This is a genomic window from Nonomuraea mesophila (assembly GCF_004352805.1).
GTDB classification, from domain to species: Bacteria; Actinomycetota; Actinomycetes; order Streptosporangiales; family Streptosporangiaceae; genus Nonomuraea; species Nonomuraea longispora.
On the sequence record NZ_SMLD01000221.1, the window covers coordinates 1 to 13680 of the forward strand.

The 13680-nt window shown below is 71.0% G+C and carries 17 protein-coding genes; 7 read left to right on the forward strand and 10 right to left on the reverse strand.

Features of this window, described 5'->3' with window-relative positions; translation table 11 throughout:
• The 6 genes from E1295_RS50480 to E1295_RS43345 all read left to right on the forward strand — a co-directional run.
• Positions 1 to 250 (forward strand): hypothetical protein (locus E1295_RS50480; protein ID WP_220449184.1); only part of this gene is annotated, 250 nt, incomplete at its 5' end.
• Positions 251 to 258: 8 nt separating this feature from the next.
• On the forward strand, positions 259 to 714 hold the full coding sequence (locus E1295_RS43325; RefSeq protein ID WP_132640412.1) for a roadblock/LC7 domain-containing protein: 456 nt from the start codon (positions 259 to 261) through the stop codon (positions 712 to 714).
• Positions 711 to 1061: a DUF742 domain-containing protein gene (locus tag E1295_RS43330; protein WP_132640414.1), complete on the forward strand. Its 351-nt coding sequence runs from the start codon at positions 711 to 713 to the stop codon at positions 1059 to 1061. The genes E1295_RS43325 and E1295_RS43330 overlap by 4 nt, the downstream gene beginning before the upstream one ends.
• Positions 1042 to 1620 carry a GTP-binding protein gene (locus tag E1295_RS43335; protein WP_132335783.1) on the forward strand — a complete coding sequence of 193 codons (579 nt, stop codon included), beginning with the start codon at positions 1042 to 1044 and terminating at the stop codon, positions 1618 to 1620. Before E1295_RS43330 ends, E1295_RS43335 begins: the two co-directional genes overlap by 20 nt.
• On the forward strand, positions 1617 to 2942 hold the full coding sequence (locus tag E1295_RS43340) for a cytochrome P450 (RefSeq protein WP_181958139.1): 1326 nt from the start codon (positions 1617 to 1619) through the stop codon (positions 2940 to 2942). Before E1295_RS43335 ends, E1295_RS43340 begins: the two co-directional genes overlap by 4 nt.
• On the forward strand, positions 2846 to 4066 hold the full coding sequence (locus E1295_RS43345) for a cytochrome P450 family protein (RefSeq protein WP_132640416.1): 1221 nt from the start codon (positions 2846 to 2848) through the stop codon (positions 4064 to 4066). The genes E1295_RS43340 and E1295_RS43345 overlap by 97 nt, the downstream gene beginning before the upstream one ends.
• A 91-nt stretch (positions 4067 to 4157) precedes the next feature.
• Here E1295_RS43345 and E1295_RS43350 read toward each other — a convergent pair whose 3' ends face one another.
• The 3 genes from E1295_RS43350 to E1295_RS43360 form a co-directional block, all read right to left on the reverse strand.
• Entirely contained in the window at positions 4158 to 5327 is a 1170-nt protein-coding gene (locus tag E1295_RS43350; protein ID WP_132640418.1) for an RNA polymerase sigma factor, read from the reverse strand.
• Between the two features lie 3 nt (positions 5328 to 5330).
• Positions 5331 to 5735 (reverse strand): YciI family protein, encoded by a 405-nt coding sequence (locus tag E1295_RS43355; protein WP_132640420.1) that lies wholly within the window; start codon positions 5733 to 5735, stop codon positions 5331 to 5333.
• A 75-nt stretch (positions 5736 to 5810) separates the two neighbouring features.
• Complete coding sequence (locus tag E1295_RS43360) at positions 5811 to 6482, reverse strand: helix-turn-helix domain-containing protein (RefSeq protein WP_132640422.1); 672 nt, start codon at positions 6480 to 6482, stop codon at positions 5811 to 5813.
• 102 nt (positions 6483 to 6584) lie between these two features.
• Here E1295_RS43360 and E1295_RS43365 point away from each other — a divergent pair, with 102 nt between their 5' ends.
• Positions 6585 to 7517, forward strand: a complete 933-nt coding sequence (locus E1295_RS43365) for an oxidoreductase (protein ID WP_132640424.1) — start codon at positions 6585 to 6587, stop codon at positions 7515 to 7517.
• 254 nt (positions 7518 to 7771) lie between these two features.
• Here E1295_RS43365 and E1295_RS43375 read toward each other — a convergent pair whose 3' ends face one another.
• The 7 genes from E1295_RS43375 to E1295_RS43405 all read right to left on the reverse strand — a co-directional run bounded on the left by E1295_RS43375 (position 7772) and on the right by E1295_RS43405 (position 13291).
• Positions 7772 to 8287, reverse strand: a complete 516-nt coding sequence (locus E1295_RS43375) for a S26 family signal peptidase (RefSeq protein WP_132640428.1) — start codon at positions 8285 to 8287, stop codon at positions 7772 to 7774.
• Entirely contained in the window at positions 8284 to 10095 is a 1812-nt protein-coding gene (locus tag E1295_RS43380; RefSeq protein ID WP_132640430.1) for an ABC transporter ATP-binding protein, read from the reverse strand. The genes E1295_RS43375 and E1295_RS43380 overlap by 4 nt, the downstream gene beginning before the upstream one ends.
• On the reverse strand, positions 10092 to 10601 hold the full coding sequence (locus tag E1295_RS43385) for a TlpA family protein disulfide reductase (RefSeq protein WP_132640432.1): 510 nt from the start codon (positions 10599 to 10601) through the stop codon (positions 10092 to 10094). The genes E1295_RS43380 and E1295_RS43385 overlap by 4 nt, the downstream gene beginning before the upstream one ends.
• A 104-nt stretch (positions 10602 to 10705) precedes the next feature.
• Positions 10706 to 11227, reverse strand: a complete 522-nt coding sequence (locus tag E1295_RS43390) for a hypothetical protein (RefSeq protein WP_132640434.1) — start codon at positions 11225 to 11227, stop codon at positions 10706 to 10708.
• A gap of 101 nt (positions 11228 to 11328) precedes the next feature.
• Positions 11329 to 12531, reverse strand: coding sequence for an RNA polymerase sigma factor (locus E1295_RS43395; protein WP_132640436.1), 1203 nt, complete (start codon positions 12529 to 12531; stop codon positions 11329 to 11331).
• On the reverse strand, positions 12528 to 12866 hold the full coding sequence (locus tag E1295_RS43400; protein WP_166427697.1) for a YciI family protein: 339 nt from the start codon (positions 12864 to 12866) through the stop codon (positions 12528 to 12530). Before E1295_RS43400 ends, E1295_RS43395 begins: the two co-directional genes overlap by 4 nt.
• 26 nt (positions 12867 to 12892) lie before the next feature.
• Positions 12893 to 13291: a VOC family protein gene (locus E1295_RS43405; RefSeq protein ID WP_132640438.1), complete on the reverse strand. Its 399-nt coding sequence runs from the start codon at positions 13289 to 13291 to the stop codon at positions 12893 to 12895.
• Positions 13292 to 13680: the final 389 nt, after the last annotated feature.

Below are 13680 nucleotides of genomic sequence, written 5' to 3' on the forward strand. Positions count from 1 at the left end.
GCCCCCGACAGCCCCCCAGCAACGGCAGGCGGAGGACCTGGCGCCGCTGCCGCAGCGCCGCCGCCAGACGCCGCGTGCCGCGTCCAGCCCCACGACCACCACAGGAGGCCATTCCGACGGTACGGGTGGCAGGTTGCTCACCACCCCGGAAGAGGCCCAGAAGCGGTGGGGTGACTTCCAGGTGGGAGCCGAGGCGGGCCGCCGCGAAGCGCTCCCGTCCGAGCAGCACGACATAACCGAAGGGAAATGACCGTTTCCATGGACGCTCACAGCGCTTCAGGCCGTGCTCAGGCCAAGGGCCGCCCGTTGCCCCTTGACGTGTCCTGGGTCCTGTCACCGCTGCTCGCACTGCCCGGTGTCGTCAGCGGCGTGGTGCTGAGCCGTGACGGGCTCATCCTCGGCGGCTCGGCCGACGTGACCACCGAGAGCGGCGAGCGGGCCGCCGCCATGACGAGCTCCGTGCTGGGAGCGGCGCGCGCCCTGTGCGCGGGCCTGAGCAACGGCACCGACGACGAGGTCGTGGACATCGTCATCTCCGCAGGCAGCGGCTACTACTACGTCGCCCCGGCCGGCGACCGCGCGGCCATCGTGGTCGCCGCCACCGGCGTCGTCAACATCGGCGCACTGGCCTACGAGGTGCAGCTCCAGGTGCAGAAGCTGATCAAGGCCCTCGACGAGGCCAGCGCGGCCAGGGTGCCGGGCGTCCGGACATGACCTCCGGACGGCAACGGCGGCGGGTCGTCCCGGACTACATGGCCGCCGCGAGGTTGACCGTGCCCGAGCACCTCAACGTCGAGCGCACGACCCTGGTGTACGTCGCGCCCGACGCCGCCACCAACGGGCTGGACCCTCCGGGGTCGCACCTGGTGTCCCTGCTCGGGGACGGGCCCCTGTCGGTGTACGAGTGCGCCGCGCACCTGGGCCTGCCGTACTGCGTGGTGCGGTTGCTGGTCGCCGGGCTGGCCGGAGGCGGAACACTGCTGACCCGCGATCCGCCCGCCACCGACCTGCCCGACATTGAGATCTTGGAGTTGGTGCTCAGTGGCCTCCGCGCTCTCTGACAGCCGCATCAGTACTGAACACATACCGGTCAAGCTGGTCATCGCAGGGCCGTTCGGCGTGGGCAAGACGACCCTGGTGGACGCTCTGTCGGAGATCAAGCCCCTCAACACCGAGGAGGTGCTCACCCAGGCGGGCACGCTGGTCGACGACCTCACCGGCGTGAACGAGAAGACGACCACGACCACCGCCATCGACTTCGGCCGCCTCACCATGCCGGGCGTGGTGCTGTACCTGTTCGGGGCGCCGGGACAGACCCGGTTCCAGGTCCTGTGGAACGAGCTGGTCCGCGGCGCGCTGGGGGTCCTGGTGCTGGCCGACACGCGCAGGATCGACGACAGCTTCGCCGTCCTCGACCTGGTGGAGAGCGCCGGCATCCGCTACGCGGTGGCCGTCAACCACTTCCCCGACTCGCCCGACTACCCGCCGGACGCCCTGCGCAAAGCGCTCGACCTCCACGCGCACACGCCTCTGGTGGTGTGCGACGCACGCGACCCCGCATCCGCCCGCGCCTCCCTGATCGCGCTGGTGGAGCACATCAGAGAGCTGGTGTTGTCATGACCCTGCGCTACATGCCCGACGCGGGCCGCCTGTACGGACCGGACTACGCGCGGGACCCGCAGGCCATCTACGCCGAGCTGCGCCGCCGGCACGGCGCGGTGGCGCCCGTGGAGATCGCCCCCGGTATCGAGGCCCACCTGGTGATCGGTTACCAGGCCGCCCTGGACGTGCTCACCAACGTCGGCGGCGTCTGGAGCAAGAACGGCAAGGCCTGGCAGGCGCGGTTGCCCGACACCCCCGAGGCCGCGGGACCGGTCGCCATGCTCGGCTACCGGCCGAACGCGCTGATGACCGACGGGGCCGAGCACGCCAGGTTCCGCAAGGTGATCTCCGACTGCTTCGACCTGGTCCAGCCGCACAAGCTGCGCCAGTTGGTGATCTCGGTGGCGGACTCGCTGATCAGCCAGTTCGCCGCGAGAGGCGAGGCGGACCTGGTCTCCGAGTTCGCCGCGCTCATCCCGGCCCGCATCTTCAACCAGCTCTTCGGACGGCCCGACTCCGCGAGCGCCGGCCTGATCCAGGCCCTGGCGGACATGATGGAGGCGGACGGCGAGAAGGGCGCGCAGGGCAGCGAAGCGTTCAGCCGTTACATCGGCGAGCTGGTCCAGTCCAAGCACGCCCAGCGGGGCGACGACCTGACCTCCTGGTTCATCGACCATCCGGCCGCGCTCCAGCCCGACGAGCTGGCCGAGACCCTCGTGCTGGTGATAGCCGCCGCCTACGAGCCCACGGCCAACCTGATCTCCAACACGATCTCCCGGATGGTCAGCGACGACCGTTACTACACCTCGCTGTCCAACGGCGCGCTCGGCACGTACGACGCCCTGATGGAGGCCCTGCGCGCCGAGCCGGCCATGTCGAACTACGGCCCGTACTTCGTGCTCCAGCCCGTGCACTTCCACGGCACCTGGATCCAGCCGGCCGAGCTGGTCCTGGTCTCCTACGCCGCGGCCAACACCGAGCCCACCAACGTGCCCGAGGAACTGCGCTCCGACGGCGGCGCGTACCTGGGCTTCGGCGCCGGGGCGCACCGCTGCCCGGCCAGCGACCCGGCCATGATCATCGCGATGACCGCGATCGAACGCCTGACCTCCCATCTGTGCGACCTGGAACTGACCGTGCCTCGGGAGGAGCTCTCCTGGCGGCCCGGGCCGTTCCACCGCGCGCTGGCACACCTGCCGGTGCGTTTCACCCCCATTCGCCCTGACCAGCCAGGAGAATCCCCTTGGGCAGTTCAGCCCCCGTCGTCCTCGACCCCTTCGGCACCGACCTCCCCGGGGAGGTCCGGCGACTACGCGACCTCGGCCCCCTGGTCCTCGTAGAGCTCACGGGAGGCATCCCGGCCTGGGCGGTCACCCGGCACGACCTGCTCAAGCAGCTCATCCTCGACCCGATGGTGAGCAAGGACAAGCGGCACTGGGGCCGGCTCGACCAGGCGCTCACCACGCCGGGCTGGTCCTGGATCATCACCTGGATCGGCGTGTCCAACATGCTGAGCGCCTACGGCGACGAACACCGCCGGCTGCGCAAGCTGATCGCCCCCAGCTTCACCGCGCGCCGTACCAGGGCCATGCAGCCGATCGTCGAGAAGATCGTCGCGGAGCTGCTGGACGCGATGGCCGCGCAGCCGCCCGGCCGGCCCGTCGACCTGCGCGCCGCCTACGCCCACCCGCTGCCGATGCGCGTGATCTGCGAACTGTTCGGGGTTCCCGAGCACATGCGGGAGGAGATGGCCCAGGTCATGGAGGCCATCATGGACACCACGGCGACGCCGGAGCAGGCGGCGGCCACGGCGGCCCAGATCGCCACCGTGCTGCCCGCGCTGGTCGCGTACAAGCGCGAGCACCAGGGCGACGACCTGACCACGGAGCTGATCAACGTCCGTGACACGGGCGACTCGCTCAGCGACACCGAACTGTGCGACACCCTCCTGCTGCTGATCGCGGCCGGGCACGAGACCACCGTCAACCTGATCGGCAACGCCGTCCACGCCCTGCTCACCCATCCGGACCACCTCCGCCGGGTGCTGGCGGGGGAGATCACGTGGGACGCGGTGATCGAGGAGACACTGCGCTGGGCGCCGTCCATCGCCAACCTGCCGCTGCGCTTCGCCATCGAGCCGATCGAGATCGCCGGCGTACGGATCGAGGCGGGCGACGCGATCATCACCAGCTACATGGCGGCCGGGCACGACCCCGACCAGCACGGCGAGGAGGCCGACCGGTTCGACCCGACCAGGGAGAGCGCCGAGCACCTGGCGTTCGGCATCGGGGTGCACCGCTGCATCGGAGCTCCGCTCGCCCGCCAGGAGGCGCTCACCGCCCTGCCCGCCCTGTTCGCCCGCTTCCCTGACCTGCGGCTGGCGGTGGACGAGAGCGAGGTGGGGCACGTCCCGTCCTTCATCGCGCACGGCTGGAGCACCCTGCCGCTGCTGCTGCACCGCTGACGCCCGGGGCCGCGAGCCGGGCACGGACGGCGCAGATCCGCTTCCGGCCGTCACCGTGCTGACCAGCGCCTGGTGATCGCGGTACGGGTTCCTACCGGGCGGGGGAGTGCCCGTCGTCCGCCGCACTGCCGCGCAGCCGTGCGGCCTGCCGCGTGAGGTGCTCGCGTTCGGCCGGGCTGGGAGCCGATCGGGCGGCTTCGGCGTACAGGCGCGCCGCGGTCACCCGGTCCCCGTCACGCTCGTGCAGGTACGCCGCGACGGCGGCGTGGCGGGGCAGGGCGGGGTCGAGCTCCGCCAGCGCCGCCAGGCCGGCCCGCGGGCCGTCGGCCTCGCCGACCGCGACGGCCCGGTTGAGGCGGGCCACCGGGCTGCCGGTGAGGCGCACCAGCTCGTCGTACCACTCGACGATCTGCACCCAGTCGGTCTCCTCGGCCGTACGGGCGTCGGCGTGGAGCGCGGCGATGGCCGCCTGGGCCTGGAACTCGCCCAGGCGGTCGCGGGCGAGCGCCGCCTGGAGCACGTCGACGCCCTCGGCGATCAGGCGGGTGTTCCACAGGCCGCGGTCCTGCTCGGCGAGAGGCACCAGCCTGCCGTCGGAACCGGTCCGTGCCGGGCGCCGGGCGTGGTGCAGCAGCATGAGCGCGAGCAGGCCCGCGACCTCCTCGTGGTAGGTCGCGGCCGCGAGCTGGCGGGTGAGCCGGATGGCCTCGCCGGCCAGGTCGACGTCGCCGGAGTAACCCTCGTTGAAGACCAGGTAGAGCACGCGCAGCACCGTGGCCATGTCGCCCGGCTGGTCGAGGCGGACCCCCGAGACGGTGCGCTTGGCCCTGCTGATCCGCTGGGCCATGGTCGCCTCGGGCACGAGGTAGGCCTGCGCGATCTGCCGTGTGGTCAGCCCGCCGACGGCGCGCAGCGTGAGCGCGACGGCCGAGGCCGGGGTCAGGGACGGGTGCGCGCACAGGAAGTACAGCTGGAGCGTGTCGTCGGCCACCTGGGCCGGTCCTGGCATGGGCTCGTCCTCGACGCGCAGCTCGCGGTTGCGCCGGGAGGTGTCGGCGCGGACGGCGTCGAGGAACTTACGCCAGGCGGCCGTGACCAGCCAGCCCTTGGGGTCGCGCGGCGGGTCGTCCGGCCACACGCGCACGGCCTCGACCAGGGCGTCCTGTACGGCGTCCTCGGCCGAGGCGAAGTCGGCTCCGCGACGGACGAGTACGGCGATCACCGTGGGGGTGAGGGCCCGCAGCAGGGCCTCGTCAACCATGCGTCACTCCGTGGTCAGGGACTCGGTCAGGAACGGGCGCAGTTCGAGCCATTCGTGGATCGGCCTGCCGCCCGCGCCCGGAGCCGCGGACAACTCGCCGGCCAGCTCCAGCGCCCGTTCGTAGGACTCGACGTCGATCATCATCCAGCCGGCGATCAGGTCCTTGGTCTCGGCGAACGGGCCGTCGGTGACCGGCGGCCGTCCCTCGCCGTCGTAGCGGACGAACGTGCCCTCCGGGGCGAGCGCCTGGTGGCCGACGTACTCCCCGGTCTCCTGGAGACGGGCGGCGAAGTCGCGCATGTACTGCACGTGGGCCGACAACTCCTCCGGCGTCCACTGGTCCATCGGCACGTCGTTGACCGGGGCCGGGGCCCCGCGGTAGTGCTTGAGCAGCAGGTATTTGGCCATCCTGTTCTCCTTGGTGAGGTACGGCCCATTGTGGCCGCGTTCACCTCAGGGGACGAACCCGCCCGGCTTCCTGCCCTAGACCAGGCCGAGCTCGCGGGCCCGGACACCGGCCTGGAAGCGTGTCGCGGCGCCGAGGGCGTCCATCAGCTCGGCGACCCGGCGGCGGTAGGTCCGTACGCCCAGGCCGAGCCGGCGGGCGGCGGCCTCGTCCTTGACGCCCTGGCTGAGCAGGTCCAGCACGGCGGGCGCCAGCCGGCGGATCTCGGCGACCTGCGCGTCGTAGACCGCGAGATCGGTCGCCGAGCGCCACGCCGTCTCGAACAGCGAGATCACCCCTTGGACGGTCTCCGGCTGGGTGATCACGCTGTAGCTGCGCTGACCGGCTCTGACATCGCCCGCCAGGATCACGAGCCGGCGGTCGATGACGATCGTCTCGTTGATCTCCTCGGTGGTGATGCGGACCTCGGCGCCGAGGCTGTCGCGGCGACGCGCGAGCTCGCGGGCGGACACCGAGTCGAGCAGCAGCCCCGCCCGGTAGATCTTGCGGATGCGCACGCTGCCCCGGCGTCTCATCGCCGCCGCATCGAGCTCGTCCGCCCTGTGGTCGGCCGCCCAGGTGGCCAGGTCGTTGGCTGCGCACGCGAGGTCGGTGACGGCCGTGAGCAGGTGTCCCGTCCGCTGGAACAGTTCTTCTTCGCCTCGTACGACCGTGACCGCATCGCTCACGCGCGTGAGGCCGTCGCTCATCCGCACACTATCGATTCTGCATGAGCCCACCCCATAACGGCCAGCTCGGCAGGATGTTGCCATTCTCGGACAAGCGGGGAGCGCGACCGCACGCTGGGATTCATGACGACTCACCACGACAACACCAGCAGCACACCTTCCGCCGCCGCCGCGGGCACCTGGCAGCTCGGTGACCGTACGGTCAATCGCGTCGGGTTCGGCGCGATGCGCGTGACCGGCATGCCATGGGACGACAGGCCCAAGGACCGCGGCGACGCGATCGCCGTGCTGCGCCGCGCCATCGAGCTCGGCGTCGACCACATCGACACCGCGGCCTTCTACTTCGCGCCCACCCGCTCGGCCAACGAGCTGATCAGCACGGCGCTCCAGCCGTACCCCGACAATCTGGTCCTCACCACGAAGGTCGGACCAGGCCGCACCCGTGACGGCGCGTTCGAGTACGCGCGGCCGGACCAGCTGCGCGGCCAGGTCGAGGAGAACATCCGCCAGCTCGGGCTCGACCACCTCGACGTCGTCAACCTGCGCTGGGGCGCCGAGATGGGCAAGGAGACCGGCTCCGTGGCCGAGCACTTCGGCGCGCTCGCCGAGCTGCGCGAGGCGGGCCTGATCCGCCACCTCGGCATCTCCAACGTCTCGGCGGAGCAGCTGGCCGAGGCGATGGCGATCGCGCCGGTGGTCTGCGTGCAGAACCGGTACGGCCTGACGGAGCGGCAGGACGAGGCCCTGGTCGAGACGTGCGCCCGGCACGGCATCGCGTTCGTGCCGTTCTTCGCCGTCGCGACCTCGGTCCCCGGCGCCACCCCGCACGGCGGCCACGACGAGACGGGCCAGGCCGAGGTCGCCAAGGTCGCGGCGGCCCACGGCTCGACCCCGGCACAGGTACGGCTCGCCTGGACCCTGCACCACGGCGACCACATCCTCGCCATCCCCGGCACCGGCAACCGCGCGCACCTGGAGGAGAACGTCGCGGCGGGCGCCCTGCGGCTGAGCGACGACGAGGTGGCGCTGCTCGACGGCATCGCCACGACCGGCTGAGCGCCGGTTCTCCGGAAGGAGATGCTCCGGCCGGACACCCTGACCGGATGATCGACCGGCGCTCGCATGGTTCCGGCGCGGCGGCCGGGAGAGCCCGGCCGCCGCTATCCGATCAGCTGCAGCACTGGCGCTTGGGGTACTTCTCCCAGAAGCAGGGAGAGCCCGGAGGGCAGCGGCAGATACGCCTGGTCTTCTCGTACCCGTAGGTGCCGCAGGCGGGGTTGGGGTAGCAGCGGGTCCAGTAGGAGTACCCGTCATAGGGGCAGTCGGCGGCGGAGGCCCTGTCTGCGGGGATCACCCAGCTCAGGGCGCGATCCGCGAGGGTTCCTATGGTTTTCATCTCTCTCCTTTTCTCGGGGTGCCGCCGTCGCCTTCCTTACGGCGACGGCGTGGACATCGGAAAGCGGGAAGAAGCCGAGGGCGCGGGAGTCGTAGCTGGTGCTCGCGTTGTCCCCGAGCAGGACGAGCCGCCCTTCGGGCACGCGCTCGTCGGCGATGACGTCCTTCGCGATCTCGGGCACCCGGTCGCCCGGGAGCGCGGCAATGCGTTTGATGACCAAGCCCGCACCGCGGGGTGACCGATCGGCGACCACCGCTATCTGGTCGCGCCGCAACCGGGAGGCCGGGACGCGGCGGGCGAGGACCCGGTCGCCGTCGACCAGGGCCGGAGCCATGCTGTCGCCGTCGACGCGGATGATGGAGTACGTACGGCGCAGGCGTACCAGCAGGGCGGCGAGCAGGCAGGCGCCGGCGAGCGGCCAGAGGATCACGAGACCACCGCCTGAGGCGACTCGATGTACCCCCGGGCCTGCAGCGTGAACAGCCGCGCGTACCGGCCGCGGGCGGCCATGAGCTGGTCGTGCGTCCCCGACTCGACGATGGCGCCCTGCTCCAGGACGACGATGTGGTCGGCGTCGCGGACGGTGTTGAGCCGGTGGCTGATGAGCACGCTCGTGGCGCCCTCGCGCTGGTGCCGGGTCCTGGCGTGTACGTCGGCCTCGGCCTCAGGGTCGAGTCCCGCGGAGGGCTCGTCGAGGATCATCAGGTCGCGATAGCCGCGGAACATCGCCCTGGCGAGCGCGGTGCGCTGCCACTGGCCGCCCGAGAGCTGCACGCCGACCTGGGGGTCGTCGGCTTCGTCCTCGTCGGCGAACATCCTGGTGAGCAGGGTGTCATAGCCGCGGGGAAGCGAGGCCAGCTTGTCGTCGATGCCCGCCCGCCGCGCGGCGGCACGGATGCGCTCACGGTCGTCGCGGGCGGCGACGAAGCCGATGGAGACGTTGTCGGCCGCGGACATGTCGTAGGTCATGTGGTCCTGGAACAGACCGGTGAGGCGGTGCCTGAGGTCCTCCGGGCGGACCAGGCGGATGTCCACGCCGTCCCAGGTGATGGAGCCGCGCTGCGGGTCGTAGAACCTGCACAGCAGCTTGACCAGGGTGCTCTTGCCCGCGCCGTTCAGCCCCACGACGGCCACCGCCGTGCCGGCGGGGATGAACAGGTTCACGCCGCGCAGGATCCACGGATGCCGGTCGCTGTAACGGAACCAGACGTCGGAGAAGCGGATGCCGTGCTCCAGCCGGGGCAGCGGCCGGGGATCGGCGGGGACCGGCAGGTCGGGCTCCGCCCGGGTCACCGCCACGTAGTGGCCGAACATGAGCAGGTCCTGGTGCAGGGAGGCGATGCCGCCGACCAGGTTGCTGAGAGCGCCCTGGACCGCCGCGACGGCCGCGATCAGCAGGGACACGTCGCCCACGCTCAGCGCGCCGGACCTGGCGGCGATCACGGCCCAGACCAGCCCGCCTCCGGCGACCGCCGCGCCCATCAGCGTCAGCGCGCCCTCGACGGCCAGCTCCTTGAGGTCCATCCGGTGGTGGGCGGCGTTGGCGTTCTGCAACTCGGTCATCATCCGGCCGCGCAGGAATCTGCCGCTGTTGAACAGCCTGATCTCCTTGGCGGCCTCGACGGTGCCGAGCAGCGAGCCGTAGAACATCTGGCGGCGCTCCATCGGGCCGATCTCCCACATCAGCGAGGCGCGGCGGCGGGACATGCGGAGCTGGGCCGCCAGCGCGGGCACCCCGGTCAGCAGGACGATCCCGGTCAGGACCGGGCTGATCACCAGGAGCGAGCCGAGCATCCCCAGCAGGGTGATCGATGACCGGATGGCGCCGAACGAGCCGGAGACGATGCTCTGGCCGGACTGCAGGCTGCTCTGCGCCAGCCGCAGCCGGTCATGGAACTCCGGGTCCTCGAAGGGCTTCAGGCCGGCGAACCGCAACGTCGCCGCGAACAGCCGCGCAGTGGTCCGCGCGGTGAACGCCCGGCCCATCTGGTTGCCCAGGTACTGGTTGACCTGGGGGAGCACCGCGATCAGCACACCGGTCACGGCCAGCATGACAGCGAACGTGACCAGCTCCACGATCGGCCCGCCGCCCGCCAGGCCGTCCACGACCAGCTTGGTCAGCCAGGCCATCGCGATCGGCGTCACCGCTTCGACCAGCATCACCAGGACGAACACGGCCAGCATCCCTGGCGCCGTCCGCAGCGCGACGTCGGCCGCCGCGCGGGCCGTACCGATCATGCGTGCACCTGGTGGGGCAGGGCGGCGTCGCTGAAGACCACGGTGCCCGTCGCGTCGGTCGTGAGCACCGTCGGGTAGCCGGACACCTTGAACACCTGCTGGACCGGACCGTGGGGCGCCTCGGTCACGACGCGCGCCACCTTCTCCAGCCGCTTGATGTCCATCGCGGGATCGTCCTGCGGGGTGGCGACCACGACGGCGAGCACGGGCCCCGAGGACCTCCCGGCCTCCTTGACGAACTCCGGCAGCAACTCCCGGCAGGGCCCGCAGCCGGGGGACAGGAAGCCGATCAGGGCGTTGCCCCGCAGGTACGCCGCGGAGACCGGCTCGCCGTCGGTGGCCGTGGCGGTGAAGTCGGGGATCGTCTCACCCGGCTGCAGCCCCTCCGGCGGCAGCTGGGATGCGTCCTGTGTCATGCGCAGCCGCCGGATCACGCCGATGAGCAGCAGCAGGTTCGCCAGTCCCAGCAGCCCCACCAGGACCACTGCGGCAATGAGATAGGACACCAGACACTCCCCGAGATTTCCTTGAACAGATCAGCGATGTCGCAGGCGCAGCGCTTCAAGGGCCGAGATCGCCGCCGTACGGGCGGGCCCACGGTCAGGAGCCGTTACCGCTTCGACCCCAAGACGCAGGAGACACCCTTGGGGTCGAACGCCATGTGCGGGCCGGTCTTCCTGGTCTCTTTCACCTTGTCGCCGACATAGAGCTTCCGGGTGATCGTGTACCACCGTCTCGTGCCCCCGGGATAGGCCCGATACAGCTGCGAGCTCGACGTGAACTTCGGTGAGTTGCACGTCGCCCGTACGGACTTCGACTTGGCCGAGCTGAAATTGATCTCGGACGCCACGAAGTTGCGGGAAACGCCGAGGGACACCTGGATCGTGCGGGTGACCTCGAACGTCCGCGAGATCGAGCAGGTGCCGCCGACTCCGGCGGAGCAGGTGGCCAGCAGCTTGCTCGTGTCCCTCGAACCCGTCGTGGTCGAGGTGATCTTGACGTCGTAGACATACCGGGGAGGCTTCGGCAGGGTCGGCTCATCAGCGGACGCGCCCGGCGCGGCGATGGCGCTGACGGCCATCGAAGCGAGAGCGGCGGTCACAACGGTCAGGCCACGTACCATGCGAGCCACGACGAATCCTTTCCAAAGGGATGACCTGCACACGTGCGGACGTGCAGTTCCGACGGAGGCACGCTACGAAGGGCCGGTATAGCGCAGGTATGTCGTGGCGTTCAGCCCCAGCCGAGGCGTTGCTTGAGCAGCGCCTGCTGGGCCGGGTTGGTGGTCAGCTCCAGCGCCCGCCGATCGGCCCGCCGGGCCTCCTGGTCACGGTCCAGGGCGCGCAGCAGTTCGGCTCGGGTGGCGTGCCAGAGCGGATAGCCCTCCAGCTCCTTGCCGAGGTCGTCCAGCTCGGTCAGGGCCTCCCCGGCGCCGTTGACGTGCCGCAGGGCCACGGCACGGTGCAAGCGCGTCACGGGTGAGGGCGCCAGGTGCAGCAGCATGTCGTACAGCACGAGGATCTGCGCCCAGTCGGTGGCGGCGAACGTGCCGGCCTCGGCGTGGCAGGCCACGATCGCCGCCTGCAACTGGTACGGCCCCGGACGCCTGTGGGCGCGGGCCGTGCGGGTGAGGAGTGCGGTGGCCTGTTCGATGGCCTGCCGGTCCCACAGGCCGCGATCCTGGTCGGCCAGCAACACCAGGTGGCCCTGGTGGTCGAAGCGGGCCGGGCCGCGCGCCCGGTGCAACCGGATCAGCGCCAGCAGCCCGGCCGCCTCCGGCTCCTTCGGCAGCAGGTTCGCCAGCAGCGCGGCCAGCCACTCGGCGTCGTCGACCAGGTCGCGTGCCTGCGCCCGTTCCGGCGTACTGGACAGATAGCCCTCGTTGAACAGCAGGTAGATGACCGCCAGCACCTCGTTGACGCGCTCCGGCAGCTCCTCGTCGGCGGGGAGGCGGTACGGGATCCCCGCTTCGCCGATCTTGCGTTTGGCGCGGGTGATGCGCTGCGCCACCGTGGACTCCGGCACCAGGAACGCCGCGGCGATCTGCGCGGTGGACAGCCCGCACACCACGCGCAGGGTCAGCGCGATCTGCGCGGCCCGCGACAGCGCCGGGTGACAGCACATGAAGACCAGCCGCAGCCGGTCGTCGGTCGTGGCGGGCGCCGACCAGGTGAGCTGGGCGAGCTTGGCCCGGTAGTTCGACTCCCTGCGCAGCACGTCGAGCCCGCGCCGCCGGGCCACGGTGAACAACCAGGCGTCCGGCCTGCGCGGGATGCCCTCGTCCGGCCAGCGCCGCAGCGCGGTCTCGACGGCGTCCTGCACCAGGTCTTCGGCTGCGGAGAAGTCGCCCAGCAGCGAGGCCAGGGAGGCGGCCAGCCGGCCCGCGTGCTCGCGCACCACGCGCGCCAGCACCTCCTGGCTCACCCGCTCGTTCATGAGACGGGGCGGATCTCCACGACCGGGCAGGCCGGCCAGGAACGAGCGATCTTCAGCGCCTCGTCCAGGTCGGCCACCTCGACCTCGGCGAATCCGCTGACCACCTCCTTGCCCTCGGCGTACGGCCCGTCGGTCACGACAGGCTCGCCCGGGTCCAGGCGTACCGTGGTGGCGGTGTGCACCGGCGCCAGGTGGACATGGCCGGTGATCTTGTCCGCGTGGTCGGCGAACCACTGCGTGACGGCCGCGTAGGCGGCCTCACGCTCCAGGTCGCCCATGGCCTGCAGGCGCTCCGCGAACTCCTCGGTCTCGACGAACATCAGCACGTACTTCACGTTCGTTCTCCTCAGTGTTGTCGTGGTCAGCGTGCCGCAAGGGCGGCGTACAAGTCGATGCCGTTGCCGTCGGGGTCGGCCACCGTGGCGTACCGCATGCCCCAGAACGCGTCGAACGGCTCGGCGATCCCCCGGTGTCCGGCCTCGACGAGCTCGGCGTACTTGGCGTCCACCTCGGCGGGGGCGTCGAACTCGAAGCACAGCAGCGTACGCGGGCCGCCGGAGGGCGCGCTCCAGCCGGGCAGGAAGGGCGTGCGGAAGCCCTCGGTGTCCAGCATGACGTGCAGCCCGCTCGGCAGGTCGCAGCCGGCGTGCTCGGATGAATGCTCATCGACCTTGAACTCCAGCCCCAGCCGGGCGTAGAAGGCGATGGCGGCGTCCAGGTCGGACACCAGGATGTCGATCGTGTTCAACGTGGGATTCATGACGCGCTCGCTCCTTGGGTCGGTCGGTGAGGGCGTCGCGGGCATCGCCCTCACCTCATAGACGAACGGGCGGCCCCTCGATCCGACAGAGGTGCCCGGTCGGCACTGTTTGCGGATGGTTGATACGTTGTGGGGCAGGTGTGCCGGGAAGTCTGGTCGGCGATTCTCGTCGTCGTTCATGAAAGAGGCTTTCGGGTGCGCGCACGCGATCTGGCATGCCATTCTCCGGCCGTTGACCCGCTGAACTGCCGTACCGCCCGTGAGGCGCTGCTGGACCGGGCGGTGGCCGCGTGAGCGTGACCGCATGGCTGGCGGTGGCGGTCTTCCTGTGCGCCTACGCGCTGATCGCCACGGAGAAGATCCACCGGGTGGCGGCGGCGCTCGGCGGT

Coding starts and splice junctions, on each gene's coding strand:
- E1295_RS43405 (WP_132640438.1), bottom strand. CDS start 13,291: ATGAATCCCACGTTGAACACGATCGACATCCTGGTGTCCGACCTGGAC.
- E1295_RS43360 (WP_132640422.1), bottom strand. CDS start 6,482: ATGAGCGACGGCCTCACGCGCGTGAGCGATGCGGTCACGGTCGTACGA.
- E1295_RS43350 (WP_132640418.1), bottom strand. CDS start 5,327: ATGGTTGACGAGGCCCTGCTGCGGGCCCTCACCCCCACGGTGATCGCC.
- E1295_RS43330 (WP_132640414.1), top strand. CDS start 711: ATGACCTCCGGACGGCAACGGCGGCGGGTCGTCCCGGACTACATGGCC.
- E1295_RS43340 (WP_181958139.1), top strand. CDS start 1,617: ATGACCCTGCGCTACATGCCCGACGCGGGCCGCCTGTACGGACCGGAC.
- E1295_RS43325 (WP_132640412.1), top strand. CDS start 259: ATGGACGCTCACAGCGCTTCAGGCCGTGCTCAGGCCAAGGGCCGCCCG.
- E1295_RS43365 (WP_132640424.1), top strand. CDS start 6,585: ATGACGACTCACCACGACAACACCAGCAGCACACCTTCCGCCGCCGCC.
- E1295_RS43355 (WP_132640420.1), bottom strand. CDS start 5,735: ATGGCCAAATACCTGCTGCTCAAGCACTACCGCGGGGCCCCGGCCCCG.
- E1295_RS43395 (WP_132640436.1), bottom strand. CDS start 12,531: ATGAACGAGCGGGTGAGCCAGGAGGTGCTGGCGCGCGTGGTGCGCGAG.
- E1295_RS43380 (WP_132640430.1), bottom strand. CDS start 10,095: ATGATCGGTACGGCCCGCGCGGCGGCCGACGTCGCGCTGCGGACGGCG.